The sequence below is a fragment of the Microbacterium aurantiacum genome (assembly GCF_031625015.1).
Taxonomy (GTDB): domain Bacteria; phylum Actinomycetota; class Actinomycetes; order Actinomycetales; family Microbacteriaceae; genus Microbacterium; species Microbacterium aurantiacum.
On sequence record NZ_JAHWXH010000001.1, the window covers coordinates 30,566 to 44,128 of the forward strand.

The 13,563-nt window shown below is 72.3% G+C and carries 11 protein-coding genes; 6 read left to right on the plus strand and 5 right to left on the minus strand.

Annotated elements, in window-relative coordinates:
- Window positions 1-225 precede the first annotated feature (225 nt).
- The 4 genes from KZC50_RS00155 to KZC50_RS00170 are packed head-to-tail and all read right to left on the minus strand — an operon-like array spanning window position 226 to window position 4,593.
- Window positions 226-1,290 (minus strand): hypothetical protein, encoded by a 1,065-nt coding sequence (locus KZC50_RS00155; RefSeq protein WP_310890158.1) that lies wholly within the window; start codon window positions 1,288-1,290, stop codon window positions 226-228.
- Window positions 1,287-2,534 (minus strand): sensor histidine kinase, encoded by a 1,248-nt coding sequence (locus tag KZC50_RS00160; RefSeq protein WP_310890159.1) that lies wholly within the window; start codon window positions 2,532-2,534, stop codon window positions 1,287-1,289. The genes KZC50_RS00155 and KZC50_RS00160 overlap by 4 nt, the downstream gene beginning before the upstream one ends.
- The gene (locus tag KZC50_RS00165) at window positions 2,524-3,213 is read right to left on the minus strand and encodes a response regulator transcription factor (protein ID WP_310890160.1); all 690 of its coding nucleotides are present in this window, start codon (window positions 3,211-3,213) and stop codon (window positions 2,524-2,526) included. Before KZC50_RS00165 ends, KZC50_RS00160 begins: the two co-directional genes overlap by 11 nt.
- 9 nt (window positions 3,214-3,222) lie before the next feature.
- Complete coding sequence (locus KZC50_RS00170) at window positions 3,223-4,593, minus strand: class I SAM-dependent RNA methyltransferase (RefSeq protein ID WP_310890161.1); 1,371 nt, start codon at window positions 4,591-4,593, stop codon at window positions 3,223-3,225.
- 69 nt (window positions 4,594-4,662) lie between these two features.
- On the opposite strand from KZC50_RS00170, the gene KZC50_RS00175 reads away from it, so the two are divergent.
- A complete protein-coding gene (locus KZC50_RS00175; protein ID WP_310890162.1) occupies window positions 4,663-5,337 on the plus strand; it encodes a Maf family protein in 675 nt (224 codons plus the stop codon).
- A 181-nt stretch (window positions 5,338-5,518) separates the two neighbouring features.
- Window positions 5,519-7,285, plus strand: coding sequence for an acetyl/propionyl/methylcrotonyl-CoA carboxylase subunit alpha (locus KZC50_RS00180; RefSeq protein WP_310890163.1), 1,767 nt, complete (start codon window positions 5,519-5,521; stop codon window positions 7,283-7,285).
- Between the two features lie 83 nt (window positions 7,286-7,368).
- On the opposite strand, the gene KZC50_RS00185 is transcribed toward KZC50_RS00180, so the two are convergent.
- Window positions 7,369-8,826, minus strand: coding sequence for an NAD(P)H-quinone dehydrogenase (locus KZC50_RS00185; protein ID WP_310890164.1), 1,458 nt, complete (start codon window positions 8,824-8,826; stop codon window positions 7,369-7,371).
- Between the two features lie 79 nt (window positions 8,827-8,905).
- On the opposite strand from KZC50_RS00185, the gene KZC50_RS00190 reads away from it, so the two are divergent.
- The 4 genes from KZC50_RS00190 (at window position 8,906) to KZC50_RS00205 (ending at window position 13,476) form a co-directional block, all read left to right on the plus strand.
- Window positions 8,906-9,739, plus strand: coding sequence for a purine-nucleoside phosphorylase (locus KZC50_RS00190; protein WP_053547753.1), 834 nt, complete (start codon window positions 8,906-8,908; stop codon window positions 9,737-9,739).
- Complete coding sequence (locus KZC50_RS00195; protein ID WP_310890165.1) at window positions 9,736-11,472, plus strand: phospho-sugar mutase; 1,737 nt, start codon at window positions 9,736-9,738, stop codon at window positions 11,470-11,472. The genes KZC50_RS00190 and KZC50_RS00195 overlap by 4 nt, the downstream gene beginning before the upstream one ends.
- A 19-nt stretch (window positions 11,473-11,491) precedes the next feature.
- On the plus strand, window positions 11,492-12,832 hold the full coding sequence (locus tag KZC50_RS00200) for an MFS transporter (RefSeq protein WP_310890166.1): 1,341 nt from the start codon (window positions 11,492-11,494) through the stop codon (window positions 12,830-12,832).
- 62 nt (window positions 12,833-12,894) lie between these two features.
- Complete coding sequence (locus KZC50_RS00205; protein WP_236968237.1) at window positions 12,895-13,476, plus strand: GNAT family N-acetyltransferase; 582 nt, start codon at window positions 12,895-12,897, stop codon at window positions 13,474-13,476.
- Window positions 13,477-13,563 lie beyond the last annotated feature (87 nt).

Genomic DNA, 13,563 nt, shown 5'->3' on the forward strand with positions numbered 1-13,563 from the left:
GGGGCGTGCGTTTCGCCGCTCCCCGCCTCCTCTCACTCTCTCCGCCCCGGCACTCTCCTCCCCCGCCGGGGCGGGGAGGAGTGCCGCGGCACGGCCGCCGTACCGCCGTACCGCCGTACCTAACTCCTCTGATTCGGGCCGGAAGGGCGGGTGTGTGCGCACACACGCGCCCGCCGGCGCCGAAACTGAGGAGTTCGGCCCGGGCGCGGGAGGGGCCGGGGCGGGTCAGCCGGCGTCGACGGAAGCGCGCCCGGGGAGCGGGATCTCGCGCCACAGATCGACGGCGTCCTCGTCGGACGGCCCGGACGCGCGGCCGTCCACCGGCATCGAGCGTCCGACAACGGTCACCGCCACCGTCTCGTGCGGCGACGTGCGGATGTACAGGCGATCCGACCCGGCCGAGCGCAGCGTCTCGGCCAGCTGCGCGCGGATGGCGGCCAGCTCGTGCTCCTCGAGCGCGTCCAGGCCCCCCTCGTCGAGGACGGTGACGGTTGCACCCCGCCGGCGCGCCCGCTCCAGCTCGGCGCGGACGTCGTCGTCGAGCAGCCGCGGACCGCGCAGTTCGTCGCGCAGACGCCCCTCCGCCAGCCGCGCCTCGAGGCGTTCGTCCTCGGTCAGCGCACCCCCCGAGGCCACGGTGCGCGTCAGCACGGGACCGGCGACCTGCAGCGCCCGCTGCACCTGGACGCGACGTTCCCGCTGGCGCACGAGCTGCGAGGCCTGCCACCCGGATGCTGCGCGCTGCAGCTGCGCGAGACGATCGGTGTCGCGGGCTGCGCGGTCCATCGAGAGCACCAGGAGCTGGGCGGCGAGCACCCAGACGACCGAACCGACGAGTCCCTGCGCCAGAGCGTTCGCCGGCCCCATCCACGTCATCGACCCGGCCGCGAGCATGCCGATGCCGATCCAGGCGGCCCACGGCCGGCGGCGCGCCATCACCACGGTCATGAGCGCCCCGATGCCGCCGAGGTACCAGGTTCCGTACGACTGCAGGCGGCTCTCCTCGCCGACGGCGATCGCGATCGCGGTGGGGACGATCGCCGCGGCGGCGAGCGCGAGCCCCTGGGCGAGGCCGGGGAGCTTTCCGGCGCCGCGTTCGGAACCGCCGGACGCGGCATCCGTCTTGGGCCACCAGAAGATACACAGCCACGTCGTGGCGAGGTACAGCACGAGGGTCGCGACGGCGAGGATGGGGTAGTCGACGGGGCCTCGCCACCACAGACCCGTCGCGGCAAGGTAGGCGGTCATCGCGAAGGCCAGCGCCAGCAGGACCGAACGGACCCGGATCATGCCGCCCCCTCCTGCCAGGTGAGGCGCACGAGGGTTCCCCAGTCGCCGCTGTCGATGTCGGCGCTGCCGCCGACGGCGGCGACGCGCGCGATGATCGACGCGCGGATTCCCAGGCGATCCGCCGGAACCGCGCCGAGGTCGAACCCGCCGCCCGCGTCACGGACTTCGATGCGGATGCCGTCGTCGTCGGCCGCGAGCTCGGCGACGAGTCCTTCCCCGCCGGCGTGCTGCAGCGCGTTCGCCACGGCTTGCGCGGCGGCGAGCGCGAGCGCCCGCGCCACGCGCCCCGGAACCGGGCGGGCCAAGGCATTCACCCGCCGGTGCACGCTGAGCGTCTCGCCGAGTTCCATGGCGGCCGCTTCGATGTCGTAGGCGATGGTCTCGGCATCCCGCGGCTCGTCGCTGCCCTCGTGGGCGTCCTGCTCGGTGTTCGCGAGCCGGGTGAGGGCCTCGCGCGCCATGGCCGCGGCGAGGATCCCCTCGCGAGGCGTCACCGCGCGCTCGGCGGCGATGAGCGCCGCGAGCACGCTGTCGTGCATGAGGGCGGCGACCGCCATCCGCTCCTGCTCGGACGCGTCGGATGCCGCCGCCTTGGCGTACGACGACACGGCCCGGGTGCGGGTCTCGTCGACGTTGGCGGCGATCTTGCGGAACAGCCAGCCGAGGGTCAGGATGACCCCGCCGAGGATGACGCCGAACGTGGCGTCCAGCGCGACGGCGAACCAGAAGTCCGGGGCGAAGTCGCCCTGGATGAGGCGGCCGTACCCGTACAGGATCGGCGCGAACAGGGTCACGCCGACCTGGATCGCGAAGGGGAACGCCAGCACCGCGGCCAGGGTCGCGATGTTGACGAGGTACCAGATCCAGGGCTGGTCGCGGGTTCCGGTCGGCAGCCCCGCCGTGGCAAGCGGCCAGAAGGCGAGCCCGATCAGGTACACGACGGCGAACGTACCGGCGGCGACGCGGACCCCCTTGCCCCACAGGCACGCGACGATCATGAGCGCGAGGGTGCCGAAGATGACGACCTTGTAGGGCAGGTCCCAGCCGGGCAGCGTCACCGGCGGTCCGAGTGCGCTGACGAGCGCCTGGGCGCCGAGGATCATCGAGCCGAGGCCGGCGACGAGGGCCATGATGCGCTCGACCCGGGTGCGGGTGAACGAGCCGATGCCGGACGTGGATTCCCGCGAGGACGGGATCTGCCCCCACGCGTTGTCCAGGACGGTCGACGACGCCTCAGCGCTCACCGTCGCCTCCCGTGGTCACGGTCTCGGCTTCGAGGCCCGTGGGCGAGACGATGCCGTCCTCCATCGCACGGCGGAGCAGGTCGACCTTCGTGGGCGCGGGGCGTCCGACGTCGACGTACTTCACACGGATGCGGGTGATGTTCTCCTTCGCCGTGGAGTACGCGACCCCGAGGCGCTCGGCGACGACCTTCAGCGGGAGTCCCGCGGCGTAGAGGCGCAGGACGTCGCGCTCGCGGGCCGACAGCTGCGCGTCGGCGAAGTCGCGATCACCCTCCACCGCGCTCGCCCACTCGACGTTGTTGAGCTGCTCGCCGCGCGAGACGGTGTGGATGGCGCAGATCACGTCGTCGATGCGCGAGGACTTGCTCACCACTCCCGCAGCCCCCGCGGCGAGCGCCTCCCGCACGGCGGCGGGACGGTCGGCGACGCTGTGGATGATGACGCTCGAGCCGTCCCGGACGAGGCGCGAGACGTTCTCCGTCACGGTGGTGCCGTCACCGAGGGTGAGGTCGAGCACGACGACGTCGGCGGGCGGTGAGGAGCTGAAGGTACGCCAGTCGAGGTAGGACGTCACGGTGCTGCCCGAGAACACGACCTCCTGGTCGTCCGCGCGTGCGCACGCGCCCTGCAGACCCAATCGCACCGATTCGTGGTCGTCGATCAGGGCCACGCGCGTCATGCCGCAACTCTATCCGCGCGCGTCGCTCCGGGAGAGCGTCGCCACCGCTTCGAGGTGGTGGGAGTTCGGGAAGAGGTCGATCGGCGTCAGCGAGGTCGCCTCGTACCCCGCGTCCCGGAAGGCCCCCAGGTCGCGGGCGAGGGCGACCGGATCGCAGGCGACGTACACGACCGTCCGCGGCGAGAGCGCGGCGATGTCGGCCACGACGCCCGTACCGGCGCCCGCACGCGGCGGATCCAGGAGCACCACGCCGCGCTGGAGCCGCTCCCGCTCCGCCGGCGACGCCTCGGCGCGGAGGCGTCGGATCCACCGGTCGACGCGGTCGGTCTCGGCGCGGGCGCCGATCCACTCCACGAGGTTCTCCCCCGCGTGTTCGGTGGCCCGGGCATCCGATTCCACACTCGTCACGCGCGTGGCGGGGCCGCCGATGTCGGCGAGCGCGGCGGCGAAGAGGCCGACACCGCCGTAGAGGTCGAGATGCCAGGCATCCGGGTCGACTCCCGGCGCCCCGTCGGCGGTCGTGAGGGCGTCGGTGACGGCGCGCGTGAGGGTTGCCGCCGCCTGCCGGTGAACCTGCCAGAACCCACCGGCGTCGACGCGGAACTCGCGGTCGCCGACGCGCTCGCGGATCGTCTCGTTCTCGGGGGCACCGCGACGGGGACCGTCGGATGCCGCGCCCGCCGGCCGCCGCCCCCGACCGCGACCCCGCGGGGAGGCCGGCTCGGGCCGGTGCAGGATGCGGACCCGTCCGTCGGCCGGCTGCACGAGGTCGATGCGTCCCGCGTCGCCACCGCGGAGGGCGAGGGCCGCACGCTCGATCGACGCCGTGGCCAGCGGCAGCTCGGAGACCTCGATCACGCGGTGGGAGCGGGCGGCGTACGGTCCCACCCGGCCGGCGTCGTCGACGTGGAGAGACACCCGCGTGCGCCACCGGATGCCGTCGGCATCGGCATCCGCATCGTCAGCGCCCTCGCCCTGACCCAGGATCTCGGCCACCGTCCGTACGGGCTCCGCGGCCAGGGATGCCGCATCCAGCCGGCCGATGCGCGCGAGGGCGTCCACGAGCACCCGGTGCTTCAGCTCGCGCTGGTGCGCGGGGTCGATGTGCCCGAAGTCGGCACCCCCCGGGCGGGCTTCCGGCGCCACATCGACGTCGGCCTGCGCCCACACGTGCGGACGACGTTCGGGTGCGGCATCCAGGACCTCGAGCACCTCGCCGCGCCAGAACGACGACTTGCGGGTGTCGGTCAGCCGCACGCGCACGCGCTCGCCGGGGAGCGTGTCGGGGATGAACACGACGCGTCCCTCGTGTCGCGCGACGAAGACGCCACCGTGGGCGACGCCGGAGACGTCGAGGTCGAGAAGATCACCGGGTTGCATGCTTCGATGGTTCCACACGCGCTCGCCCCGCACGCGCTCGCCCACGCGGGCGCCGCCTACCCTGGGGGCATGCGCGTGTGCCTCGCCTCGACCTCCCCCGCCCGCCTGATGCTGCTGCAGCAGTTCGGCATCCGTCCGCTGACCGTTGCGCCCGACGTCGACGAAGACGCGGTGGTGGCCGCCGTCGCCGCGGGCGAAGGCCGCGAGCTCGCCCCCGACGAGCACGTCCTGCTCCTCGCGCGGCGCAAGGCCGCCGACGTCGCCGCGCGCCTCGCCGACGACATCCCCGAATTCGACGGGATCGTCATCGGCGGCGACTCGATGTTCGAGATCGACGGCGCCGTCCTCGGGAAGCCCTACACGCCGGAGAACGCCACCGCCCGCTGGCACGCGATGCGGGGGCGCACCGGGGTGCTGCACTCCGGGCACGCCGTGGTGCGGGTGTCGCCGGGCGCGCCGTCGCGCGAGGTCCACGCCGTGGCCGAGGCATCGGTCACTTTCGCCGACGACATCACGGATGCCGAGATCGACGCGTACGTCGCCACCGGCGAACCGCTGCACGTCGCCGGCGCGTTCACCGTGGACAGCCTCGGCGGGGCGTTCATCCGCCGCATCGACGGCGACCCGTCGACGGTCGTGGGGATGTCGGTGTCGACGCTGCGGTCGCTCATCCGCGAGGTCGGCGGCGACTGGACGGCCCTCTGGCACACCGTCGACCCCTCCCTCACCGCTCCCGCCCCCTGATCCGCCTCCCGCGCCCGTTCACTTGTCGCCTGTTGCGGGTCGCGCGCCCGCGCACCCGCAACAGGCGACAAGTGAACGGAACGGGTCCCCCGCGGGGTTGTGGAGGGAGTGACACGAATCGCGGCGGTTCTTGTACGAGTTGGTCAAAAGGGGGCACCTCGGCCTGGGTAGGCTGACATCCATGCCTCAGATCGCCAAGGTCCTCGTCGCCAACCGCGGTGAGATCGCCGTCCGCGTCATCCGTGCCGCTCGGGATGCCGGCAAGGCATCCGTCGCCGTGTACGCCGACCAGGACCGCGACGCCCTCCACGCCCGACTCGCCGACGAGGCCTACGCGCTCGACGGCTCCACGAGCGCCGAGACGTACCTCTCGATCGAGAAGATCCTCTCCGTCGCACGCCGCTCCGGCGCCGACGCGGTGCACCCCGGCTACGGGTTCCTCGCCGAGAACGCCGACTTCGCCCGCGCGGTCGTCGACGCGGGCCTCATCTGGATCGGCCCCTCGCCGGAGGCCATCGAAGCGCTCGGCGACAAGGTGACCGCCCGCGCCGTCGCCGAGAAGGTCGGCGCGCCGCTCGCCCCGGGAACCCCCGGCCCGGTCACCGGCGCCGACGAGGTCATCGCCTTCGCCGAGCAGGTGGGCCTCCCCATCGCCATCAAGGCCGCATACGGCGGCGGCGGACGCGGCCTCAAGGTCGCGCGCGAGCTCGGCGAGGTCGCCGAGCTGTTCGAGTCGGCCACGCGCGAGGCGATCACGGCGTTCGGCCGCGGCGAGTGCTTCGTGGAGAAGTACCTCGACAAGCCGCGCCACGTCGAGACCCAGTGCCTGGCGGATGCCGCCGGCAACGTCGTCGTGGTCTCCACGCGCGACTGCTCGCTCCAGCGCCGCCACCAGAAGCTCGTCGAGGAGGCCCCCGCGCCGTTCCTCACCGACGAGCAGAACCGCATCCTCTACGACTCCTCCAAGGCGATCCTCCGCGAGGTCGGCTACCAGGGGGCGGGAACGTGCGAGTTCCTCATCGGCGCCGACGGCACCATCTCCTTCCTCGAGGTCAACACGCGTCTCCAGGTCGAGCACCCGGTCTCGGAGGAGGTCACCGGCCTCGACCTCGTCCGCGAGCAGTTCCGCCTCGCCGAGGGCGAGGAGCTGGGCTACGACGATCCCGCGCCCGTCGGCCACTCGATCGAGTTCCGCATCAACGGAGAGGATGCCGGTCGCGGCTTCCTCCCCCAGCCCGGCCCCATCCACGTCTTCAAGACTTTCGGCGGGCCCGGCATCCGTCTCGACTCCGGTGTGACCGCCGGCGACAGCGTCTCGGGCGCGTTCGACTCGCTCCTGGCGAAGATCATCGTGACCGGACGCGACCGCGACGAGGCCCTCGAGCGCGCGCGCCGCGCCCTCGACGAGTTCGAGGTCGCCGGCATGCCGACGGTGCTGCCCTTCCACCGCAAGGTCGTCCGCGACCCCGCCTTCACCGCCGAGGACGGCACGTTCGGCGTCTACACGCGGTGGATCGAGACCGAGTTCGTCAACGACATCGCACCGTGGGACGGCGAGCTGGAGGCGCCCGGCGCCGAGGCCGCGCGCCACACCGTGGTCGTCGAGGTCGGCGGAAAGCGGCTGGAGGTCAGCCTCCCCGACCGCATCGCGGTTTCGCCGAGCACCGTGGGCCGCCCCGCCGCCGTTCCCCCGTCGCGCCGCTCGCACGCCACGACGGTCATGGCCGGCGCATCCGGTGATGCGGTGAAGGCCCCGATGCAGGCGACGATCGTCAAGGTCGCCGTCGAGGAGGGCCAGCAGGTCGTCAAGGGCGATCTCGTCGTCGTCCTCGAGGCGATGAAGATGGAGCAGCCCATCCAGGCCCACAAGGACGGCCAGATCGGGGCGATCAACGCCGACCCGGGCAGCACCGTCTCGGCCGGGCACCAGCTCCTCACCATCAGCTGAGCCGGGACTCTTCCGGCCTGGCGGCACCGCGCCGCGGCACGACGCCACGGGACACCGCGCCCGGGACAGGGCGGCGCCCGGGATCACTCCCCGTAGACGGTGTGATCCACCACGTGCATGGCCCGTGCGGCGTCGGTGATGCTGCCCGAGAGCGACGGGTAAACGGCGAACACCCGCGAGACCTGGTCGACGGTGAGGCGGCGTTCGACGGCGATCGCGATCGGGTAGATGAGCTCGGATGCCCGGGGCCCGACGATGACGCCGCCGATGACGGTGCCCGAGCCCTGGCGGGCGATGAGCTTGACGAAGCCGTCCTTGATGCTCATCATCTTCGCTCGCGCGTTGGCCGCGAGAGGCATCTTGTGGACGACTCCGTCGATGACGCCGGCGTCGATGTCGCGCTCCTGCCATCCGACCGTCGCGATCTCTGGCGCGGTGAAGATGTTCGACGCGATGCGGCGGCGATCGAGCGGAATGACGACGTCGCCGAGGGCGTGGAAGATCGCCGTGCGCCCCTGCATCGACGCGACCGAGGCGAGCGGGATGAAGGTCGTGCAGTCGCCGGCGGCGTAGATGTTCGGCACCGAGGTGCGCGCGGCGCGGTTGACCTGGATGTGGCCCGACTCGGTCATCTGGACGCCGGCGGCCTCCAGACCGATCCCCGCGGTGTTGGGGATCGATCCGACCGCCATGAGGCAGTGGCTGCCCTCGACGGTGCGCCCGTCGGAGAGGGTGACCACGACCCCGTCGCCCTGGCGCTGGACGTGCTCGGCGCGAGACTTCGACAGAACCGTCATCCCGCCGCGGGTGAACACGCGCTCGAGGACGGCGGCGGCATCGGCATCCTCACCGGGGAGGACCTGATCGCGGCTGGAGATCAGCGTCACCTTCGAGCCGAGGTTCATGTAGGCGCCGGCGAACTCGGCACCGGTGACCCCGGAGCCGACGACGATCAGGTGCTCGGGGAGCGCCTTCATGTCGTACAGCTGGGTCCAGGTGAGGATGCGCTCCCCGTCCGGCGGGGCGCTCGGCAGCTCGCGCGGGGAGGCGCCGACCGACACGACCAGGGTGTCGGCCTCGACGCGGTCGAAGTCGGTGCCGCCGGGGCCCGTGGACACCACGACGGCGTTGTCGCCCTCGAGACGCCCGTGGCCGGAGATCAGTCGGACGCCGGCCTCGGCGAGCGAGGCGCGCATGTCGTCGGACTGCTGCCGCGCCAGCGCGAGGAGGCGTCGGTTGACGGCGGCGAGGTTGATCGCGATCTGCGGCTTCAGCGGCCTCTCGTCGTCGCCGCGGGCGTAGAGCTGCACTCCCAGGTCGCTCGCCCCCGCGATCGCGACGGCGGCGTCTGCCGTCGCGATCAGCGACTTCGACGGGACGACGTCGGTGATGACGGCGGATCCGCCGATCCCGGCACGCTCGACGACGGTCACCTCGGCTCCGAGCTGGGCGGCAGCCAGCGCCGCCTCGTAGCCTCCGGGCCCGCCACCGAGGATGGCGACCCGCTGAGTGCGCTCGAAGCTCACAGACATGTCCTCCATTCTGTCTCCTCCGGGGCGGCCCTCACGACTCGAACGCCCATGTGGCCCGGTGCCCCGCCGGGAATCTAAGGTGGGGTCCATGTCACAGACCATCGCCCACCCCCTCGATGACCCCGCCGCCGACCCCTTCGAGGTCGCCCGCGTCGCCGCCGAGGACATCGCTCGCCTCACCGGCGTCGAGCAGCACGACATCGCCCTGACCCTCGGCAGCGGCTGGGGCAAGGCTGCGGAACTCATCGGCGAGACCACCGCATCCTTCCCCGCCACCGAGGTCACCGGCTTCAGCGCCCCCGCCCTCGCCGGACACGCCGGCACGATCCGCAGCATCCTGACCCCGAAGGGCCGCCGCGTCCTGGTCATCGGCGCGCGCACCCACTTCTACGAGGGCCACGGCGTGCGCCGGGTCGTGCACAGCGTGCGGACGGCCGCGGCGACGGGCGTGAAGACCATGGTCCTCACCAACGGCGCCGGCGGCGTCAAGGCCGGCTGGAAGGCGGGTCAGCCTGTCCTCATCAGCGATCACATCAACCTCACCGCCGCGTCGCCCCTGGAGGGCGCGACCTTCATCGACCTCACCGATCTGTACTCCGCGCGCCTGCGCGAGGTGGCCCGCTCGGTCGACCCCACGCTCGACGAGGGCGTGTACTGCCAGTTCCGCGGACCCCACTACGAGACCCCCGCCGAGGTGCGGATGGCCCGCGCGATCGGCGGCGACATCGTCGGCATGTCCACGGCGCTCGAAGCGATCGCGGCCCGTCAGGCCGGTATGGAGATCCTCGGCTTCTCGCTCATCACGAACCTCGCCGCCGGCATCCAGACCACCCCGCTCAGCCATCAGGAGGTCATCGATGCCGGCCGCGAGGCCGAGCCGGTGATCTCGTCGCTGCTGGCCCGTGTGATCGAGGCGCTGTGAGCACCGCCGAGGGCGCTGTCGCAGCCGCCCGCGCCTGGCTCGCGCAGGATCCCGACCCCGAGACCCGCGCCGAGCTCGAGCAGCTCCTCGCGGCGGCCGACGACGGAGACGCGGATGCCGCAGCCGACCTCGCCGACCGCTTCGGCGCGCGCCTGGCCTTCGGGACCGCGGGGCTGCGGGGAGAGCTCGGGGCCGGCAGCAACCGCATGAACCGGGTGCTCGTGGCGCAGGCCGCCGCCGGATTCGCGGCCTTCCTCCGCGAGCGGGCGGGCCTCGGCGAGACCGACCCGGCCGACGGCGACACCGACGCGGACGCCGAGCCGGCCCGTGTCCCCACGGTGGTCGTGGGATACGACGGGCGCCGCAACTCGCGCGTGTTCGCCGAGGACTCCGCCCAGATCTTCGCCGGCGCGGGACTCCGCGCGATCCTCCTCCCCCGCCTCCTCCCCACCCCGGTGCTGGCCTTCGCCGTCCGTCACCTGGATGCGGATGCCGGAGTCATGGTGACCGCGAGCCACAACCCGCCGAACGACAACGGGTACAAGGTCTATCTCGGAGGCGCCGACGAGGGTGCGCAGATCGTCGCGCCGGTGGACGCCGAGATCGCCGCGCACATCGACCGCATCGCCGCGGAGGCGGATGCGGCCGCCCTCCCCCGGTCCCTCGCGTTCGAGACGGCACCCGAGTCGGTCGTCGAGGCGTACGTCGAGGCGACCGCCGCCGTGGCCCCCGCATCCGCCGGGGCTGAGGGACTCCGGTGGGTGTACACCGCCATGCACGGCGTCGGGTGGGAGACAGTACAGCGCATCGTCGAGCGCGCCGGGTATCCGGCCCCGATCACCGTCGACGCCCAGCGCGACCCCGACGGCACCTTCCCGACGGTCTCCTTCCCCAACCCGGAGGAGCCCGGCGCGATGGACCTCGCGTTCGCCACGGCCCGCGAACACGGCGCCGACCTCGTCATTGCCAACGATCCGGACGCCGACCGCCTGGCCGTCGCCGTCCCCGACGAGGATGCGGAGGGCGGCTGGCGTCGCCTCACGGGCAACCAGATCGGGCTGCTGCTCGGCTGGCGCGCGGCCCGCCTCGCGGCGGAGTCCGGCGTCACCGACGGCACGCTCGCGTGCTCGCTGGTGTCCTCTCCCGGTCTGCAGACGGTCGCCGAGCACTTCGGTCTGCGCTCGGCGGCGACCCTGACGGGATTCAAGTGGATCTCCCGCGCGCCCGGGATCGTCTTCGGGTTCGAGGAGGCGCTCGGGTACCTCGTCAACCCCGAGACCGTGCGCGACAAGGACGGCATCTCCGCCGCCGTGGCCTTCCTCGGGATGGTGTCGGATGCCCGGACCGAGGGCCGCGGCATCCGTGACCTGCTGAACGAGTTCGACGAGACGTTCGGCTTCTTCGCCAGCGACCAGATCTCGGTGCGCGTGGACGACCTGAGCGTCATCGGACGCGTCATGAGCGCCCTGCGCGCCGACCCGCCGGCGCGCATCGGCGAGGTCGAGGTCGACCGCGTGGACGACCTGCTGACGGGCGTCGACGAGCTGCCTCCCGGAGACGTGCTGCGGTACTGGCTCGCTGACGGCTCGCGCGTCATCGTGCGTCCGAGCGGGACCGAGCCGAAGCTGAAGGTGTACCTCGATGTCCGCGGCGACTCGGCCGACGACGCCGCGGCACGCATCCACGCCGTGACCACGGCGATGCGCGATCTCGTGGACGCGCTCTCGGCCTGAGGCGACCGTCGAGGATCACATGACCGAGGAGGACAGCCCCGAGAGCACCCCGGATGCGGATGCGGCGCCGGGCGCGGATGCCGCAGTGGACGATCCGCCGCACTGGCTGCGGAAGGTCGTGCTGTTCCTCAGCGGGCAGACGGTGAGCCTCCTCGGCTCGATGCTCGTGCAGTACGCCGTGTTCTGGTACCTCACCATCACCTACCAATCCGGCGTGATCATGGCGCTGGCGGCGGTGTTCGGGTTCCTCCCGCAGGCGATCGTGTCGATCTTCGGCGGGGTGTGGGCCGACCGGCACAACCGCAAGCTCCTCATCATCGCGGCGGACGCGTCCATCGCGCTGGCGACGCTCGCCCTGGCGGTGATCCTCCTCAGCGGCTACGACGCAGTGTGGATCATCTTCGCCGCCCTCGCCGTGCGCTCGGCGGGTACCGGCATCCAGATGCCCGCCGTCTCGGCGCTGATCCCGCAGATCACCCCGACCCGACACCTGTTGCGGGTCAACGGCATCAACGGGACGATCCAGTCGGCGATGGCCCTGCTCGCGCCCGCCGGTGCCGGGGCGATCTTCGCGTGGTCCTCGGCGGTGAACGGCGGAAGTGCGGCCTCCCTGATTCCGATCTTCCTGATCGACGTGGTCACCGCGGTGATCGGGATCGCCATCCTCGCGACGATCGCCGTCCCCACGATCCGCCGGGTGGGCGCCGAGACGCCGGGGTACTTCGCCGACCTCGTCGACGGCATCCGCTACATCGCGCACCACGCGTTCGTCCGGTGGCTGCTGGTCGTGTTCGCCATCATCTTCCTGCTGACCGTGGCGCCGTCGAACCTGACGCCGCTGATGCTCGTGCGCTCCTTCCCCGCCGGCACCGAGCAGGATGTCGTGAACCTCGCGGTCCTGGAGGTGAGCTTCAGCATCGGCATGGTGCTCGGCGGCATACTCGTGGCGAGCTTCTTCGCGCGCCGCAGCCGGATCGGCATGATCATCGTCTCGTCGCTGAGCTTCGGTGCGCTGTCGATCGGTCTCGGGCTCTCGGCGAACATCTGGGTGTTCTTCGCCTTCATGTTCCTCGTCGGCCTCGCCGTGCCGTTCTTCTCCACCCCGTCGATGACGCTCCTGCAGGAGACGGTGGAGCCCGAACGGCAGGGACGCGTGTTCGGATTCGTCGGGATCGTGATGGCGGTGGCGATGCCGATCGGCATGACCGTCTTCGGGCCCCTCGCCGACATCGTCGCGATCGAGGTGCTGCTGGTGGCCGCGGGCCTGCTGACCTTCACCGTGATCGGAGCGGCGGTGTGGCTCCCGGCCGGACGACGCGCGGTGGCGGCGGCGCGCACGGCGACGGCATCCGTGCGCTGACGGCGGCGACCGTGCGCGGACGGCGGCTGACGGCGGCGACCGTGCGCGCCTACGGTGGAGGGGTGCTGCTGAGAGAGCCCGTCACCCTCGCCGACGACCACGTGCGTCTGGAACCGCTGTCACCCGACCACGCGCCCGATCTCGCCGAGGCCGCGCGAGGTCTGGAGCACGCCTGGTACACGCAGGTGCCGCATCCGCACGAGGTCGAGGACGACATCCGTCAGCGTCTCGCCTGGCGCGACGAGGGGACGATGAACCCGTGGGCCGTGCGGCGGCTCGAGACCGGACGCGTGGTCGGGGTGACGACGTTCTGCAACATCGACCAGCCGAATCGGCACGTCGAGATCGGGCACACGTGGATCGGCGTCGACGCCCAGCGGACGGCGGTGAACACCGCGGCGAAGCTGCTGCTGCTCGCCCACGCGTTCGAGGACTGCGACGCGATCGCGGTGGAGTTCCGCACCCACTGGCACAACCGCCAGTCGCGCGCGGCGATCGCCCGGCTCGGAGCCAAGCAGGACGGCGTGCTGCGAAACCACCGCCTCGGACCCGACGGAACCCTCCGCGACACCGTCGTGTTCTCGATCCTCCCGCACGAGTGGCCCGCCGTGCAGATGGGCCTCCGCGCCCGCCTCACCCGCTGATCGCGCGGGTGTTTCGCCGTTCGGGTGGCAGTCGCCGCCGCCTCGAGCTCGACGAGGCGGCCACGACCGCCACCTGAGCGGCGGTGA

Coding starts and splice junctions, on each gene's coding strand:
- KZC50_RS00155 (WP_310890158.1), bottom strand. CDS start 1,290: ATGATCCGGGTCCGTTCGGTCCTGCTGGCGCTGGCCTTCGCGATGACC.
- KZC50_RS00165 (WP_310890160.1), bottom strand. CDS start 3,213: ATGACGCGCGTGGCCCTGATCGACGACCACGAATCGGTGCGATTGGGT.
- KZC50_RS00170 (WP_310890161.1), bottom strand. CDS start 4,593: ATGCAACCCGGTGATCTTCTCGACCTCGACGTCTCCGGCGTCGCCCAC.
- KZC50_RS00175 (WP_310890162.1), top strand. CDS start 4,663: ATGCGCGTGTGCCTCGCCTCGACCTCCCCCGCCCGCCTGATGCTGCTG.
- KZC50_RS00180 (WP_310890163.1), top strand. CDS start 5,519: ATGCCTCAGATCGCCAAGGTCCTCGTCGCCAACCGCGGTGAGATCGCC.
- KZC50_RS00185 (WP_310890164.1), bottom strand. CDS start 8,826: ATGGAGGACATGTCTGTGAGCTTCGAGCGCACTCAGCGGGTCGCCATC.
- KZC50_RS00190 (WP_053547753.1), top strand. CDS start 8,906: ATGTCACAGACCATCGCCCACCCCCTCGATGACCCCGCCGCCGACCCC.
- KZC50_RS00200 (WP_310890166.1), top strand. CDS start 11,492: ATGACCGAGGAGGACAGCCCCGAGAGCACCCCGGATGCGGATGCGGCG.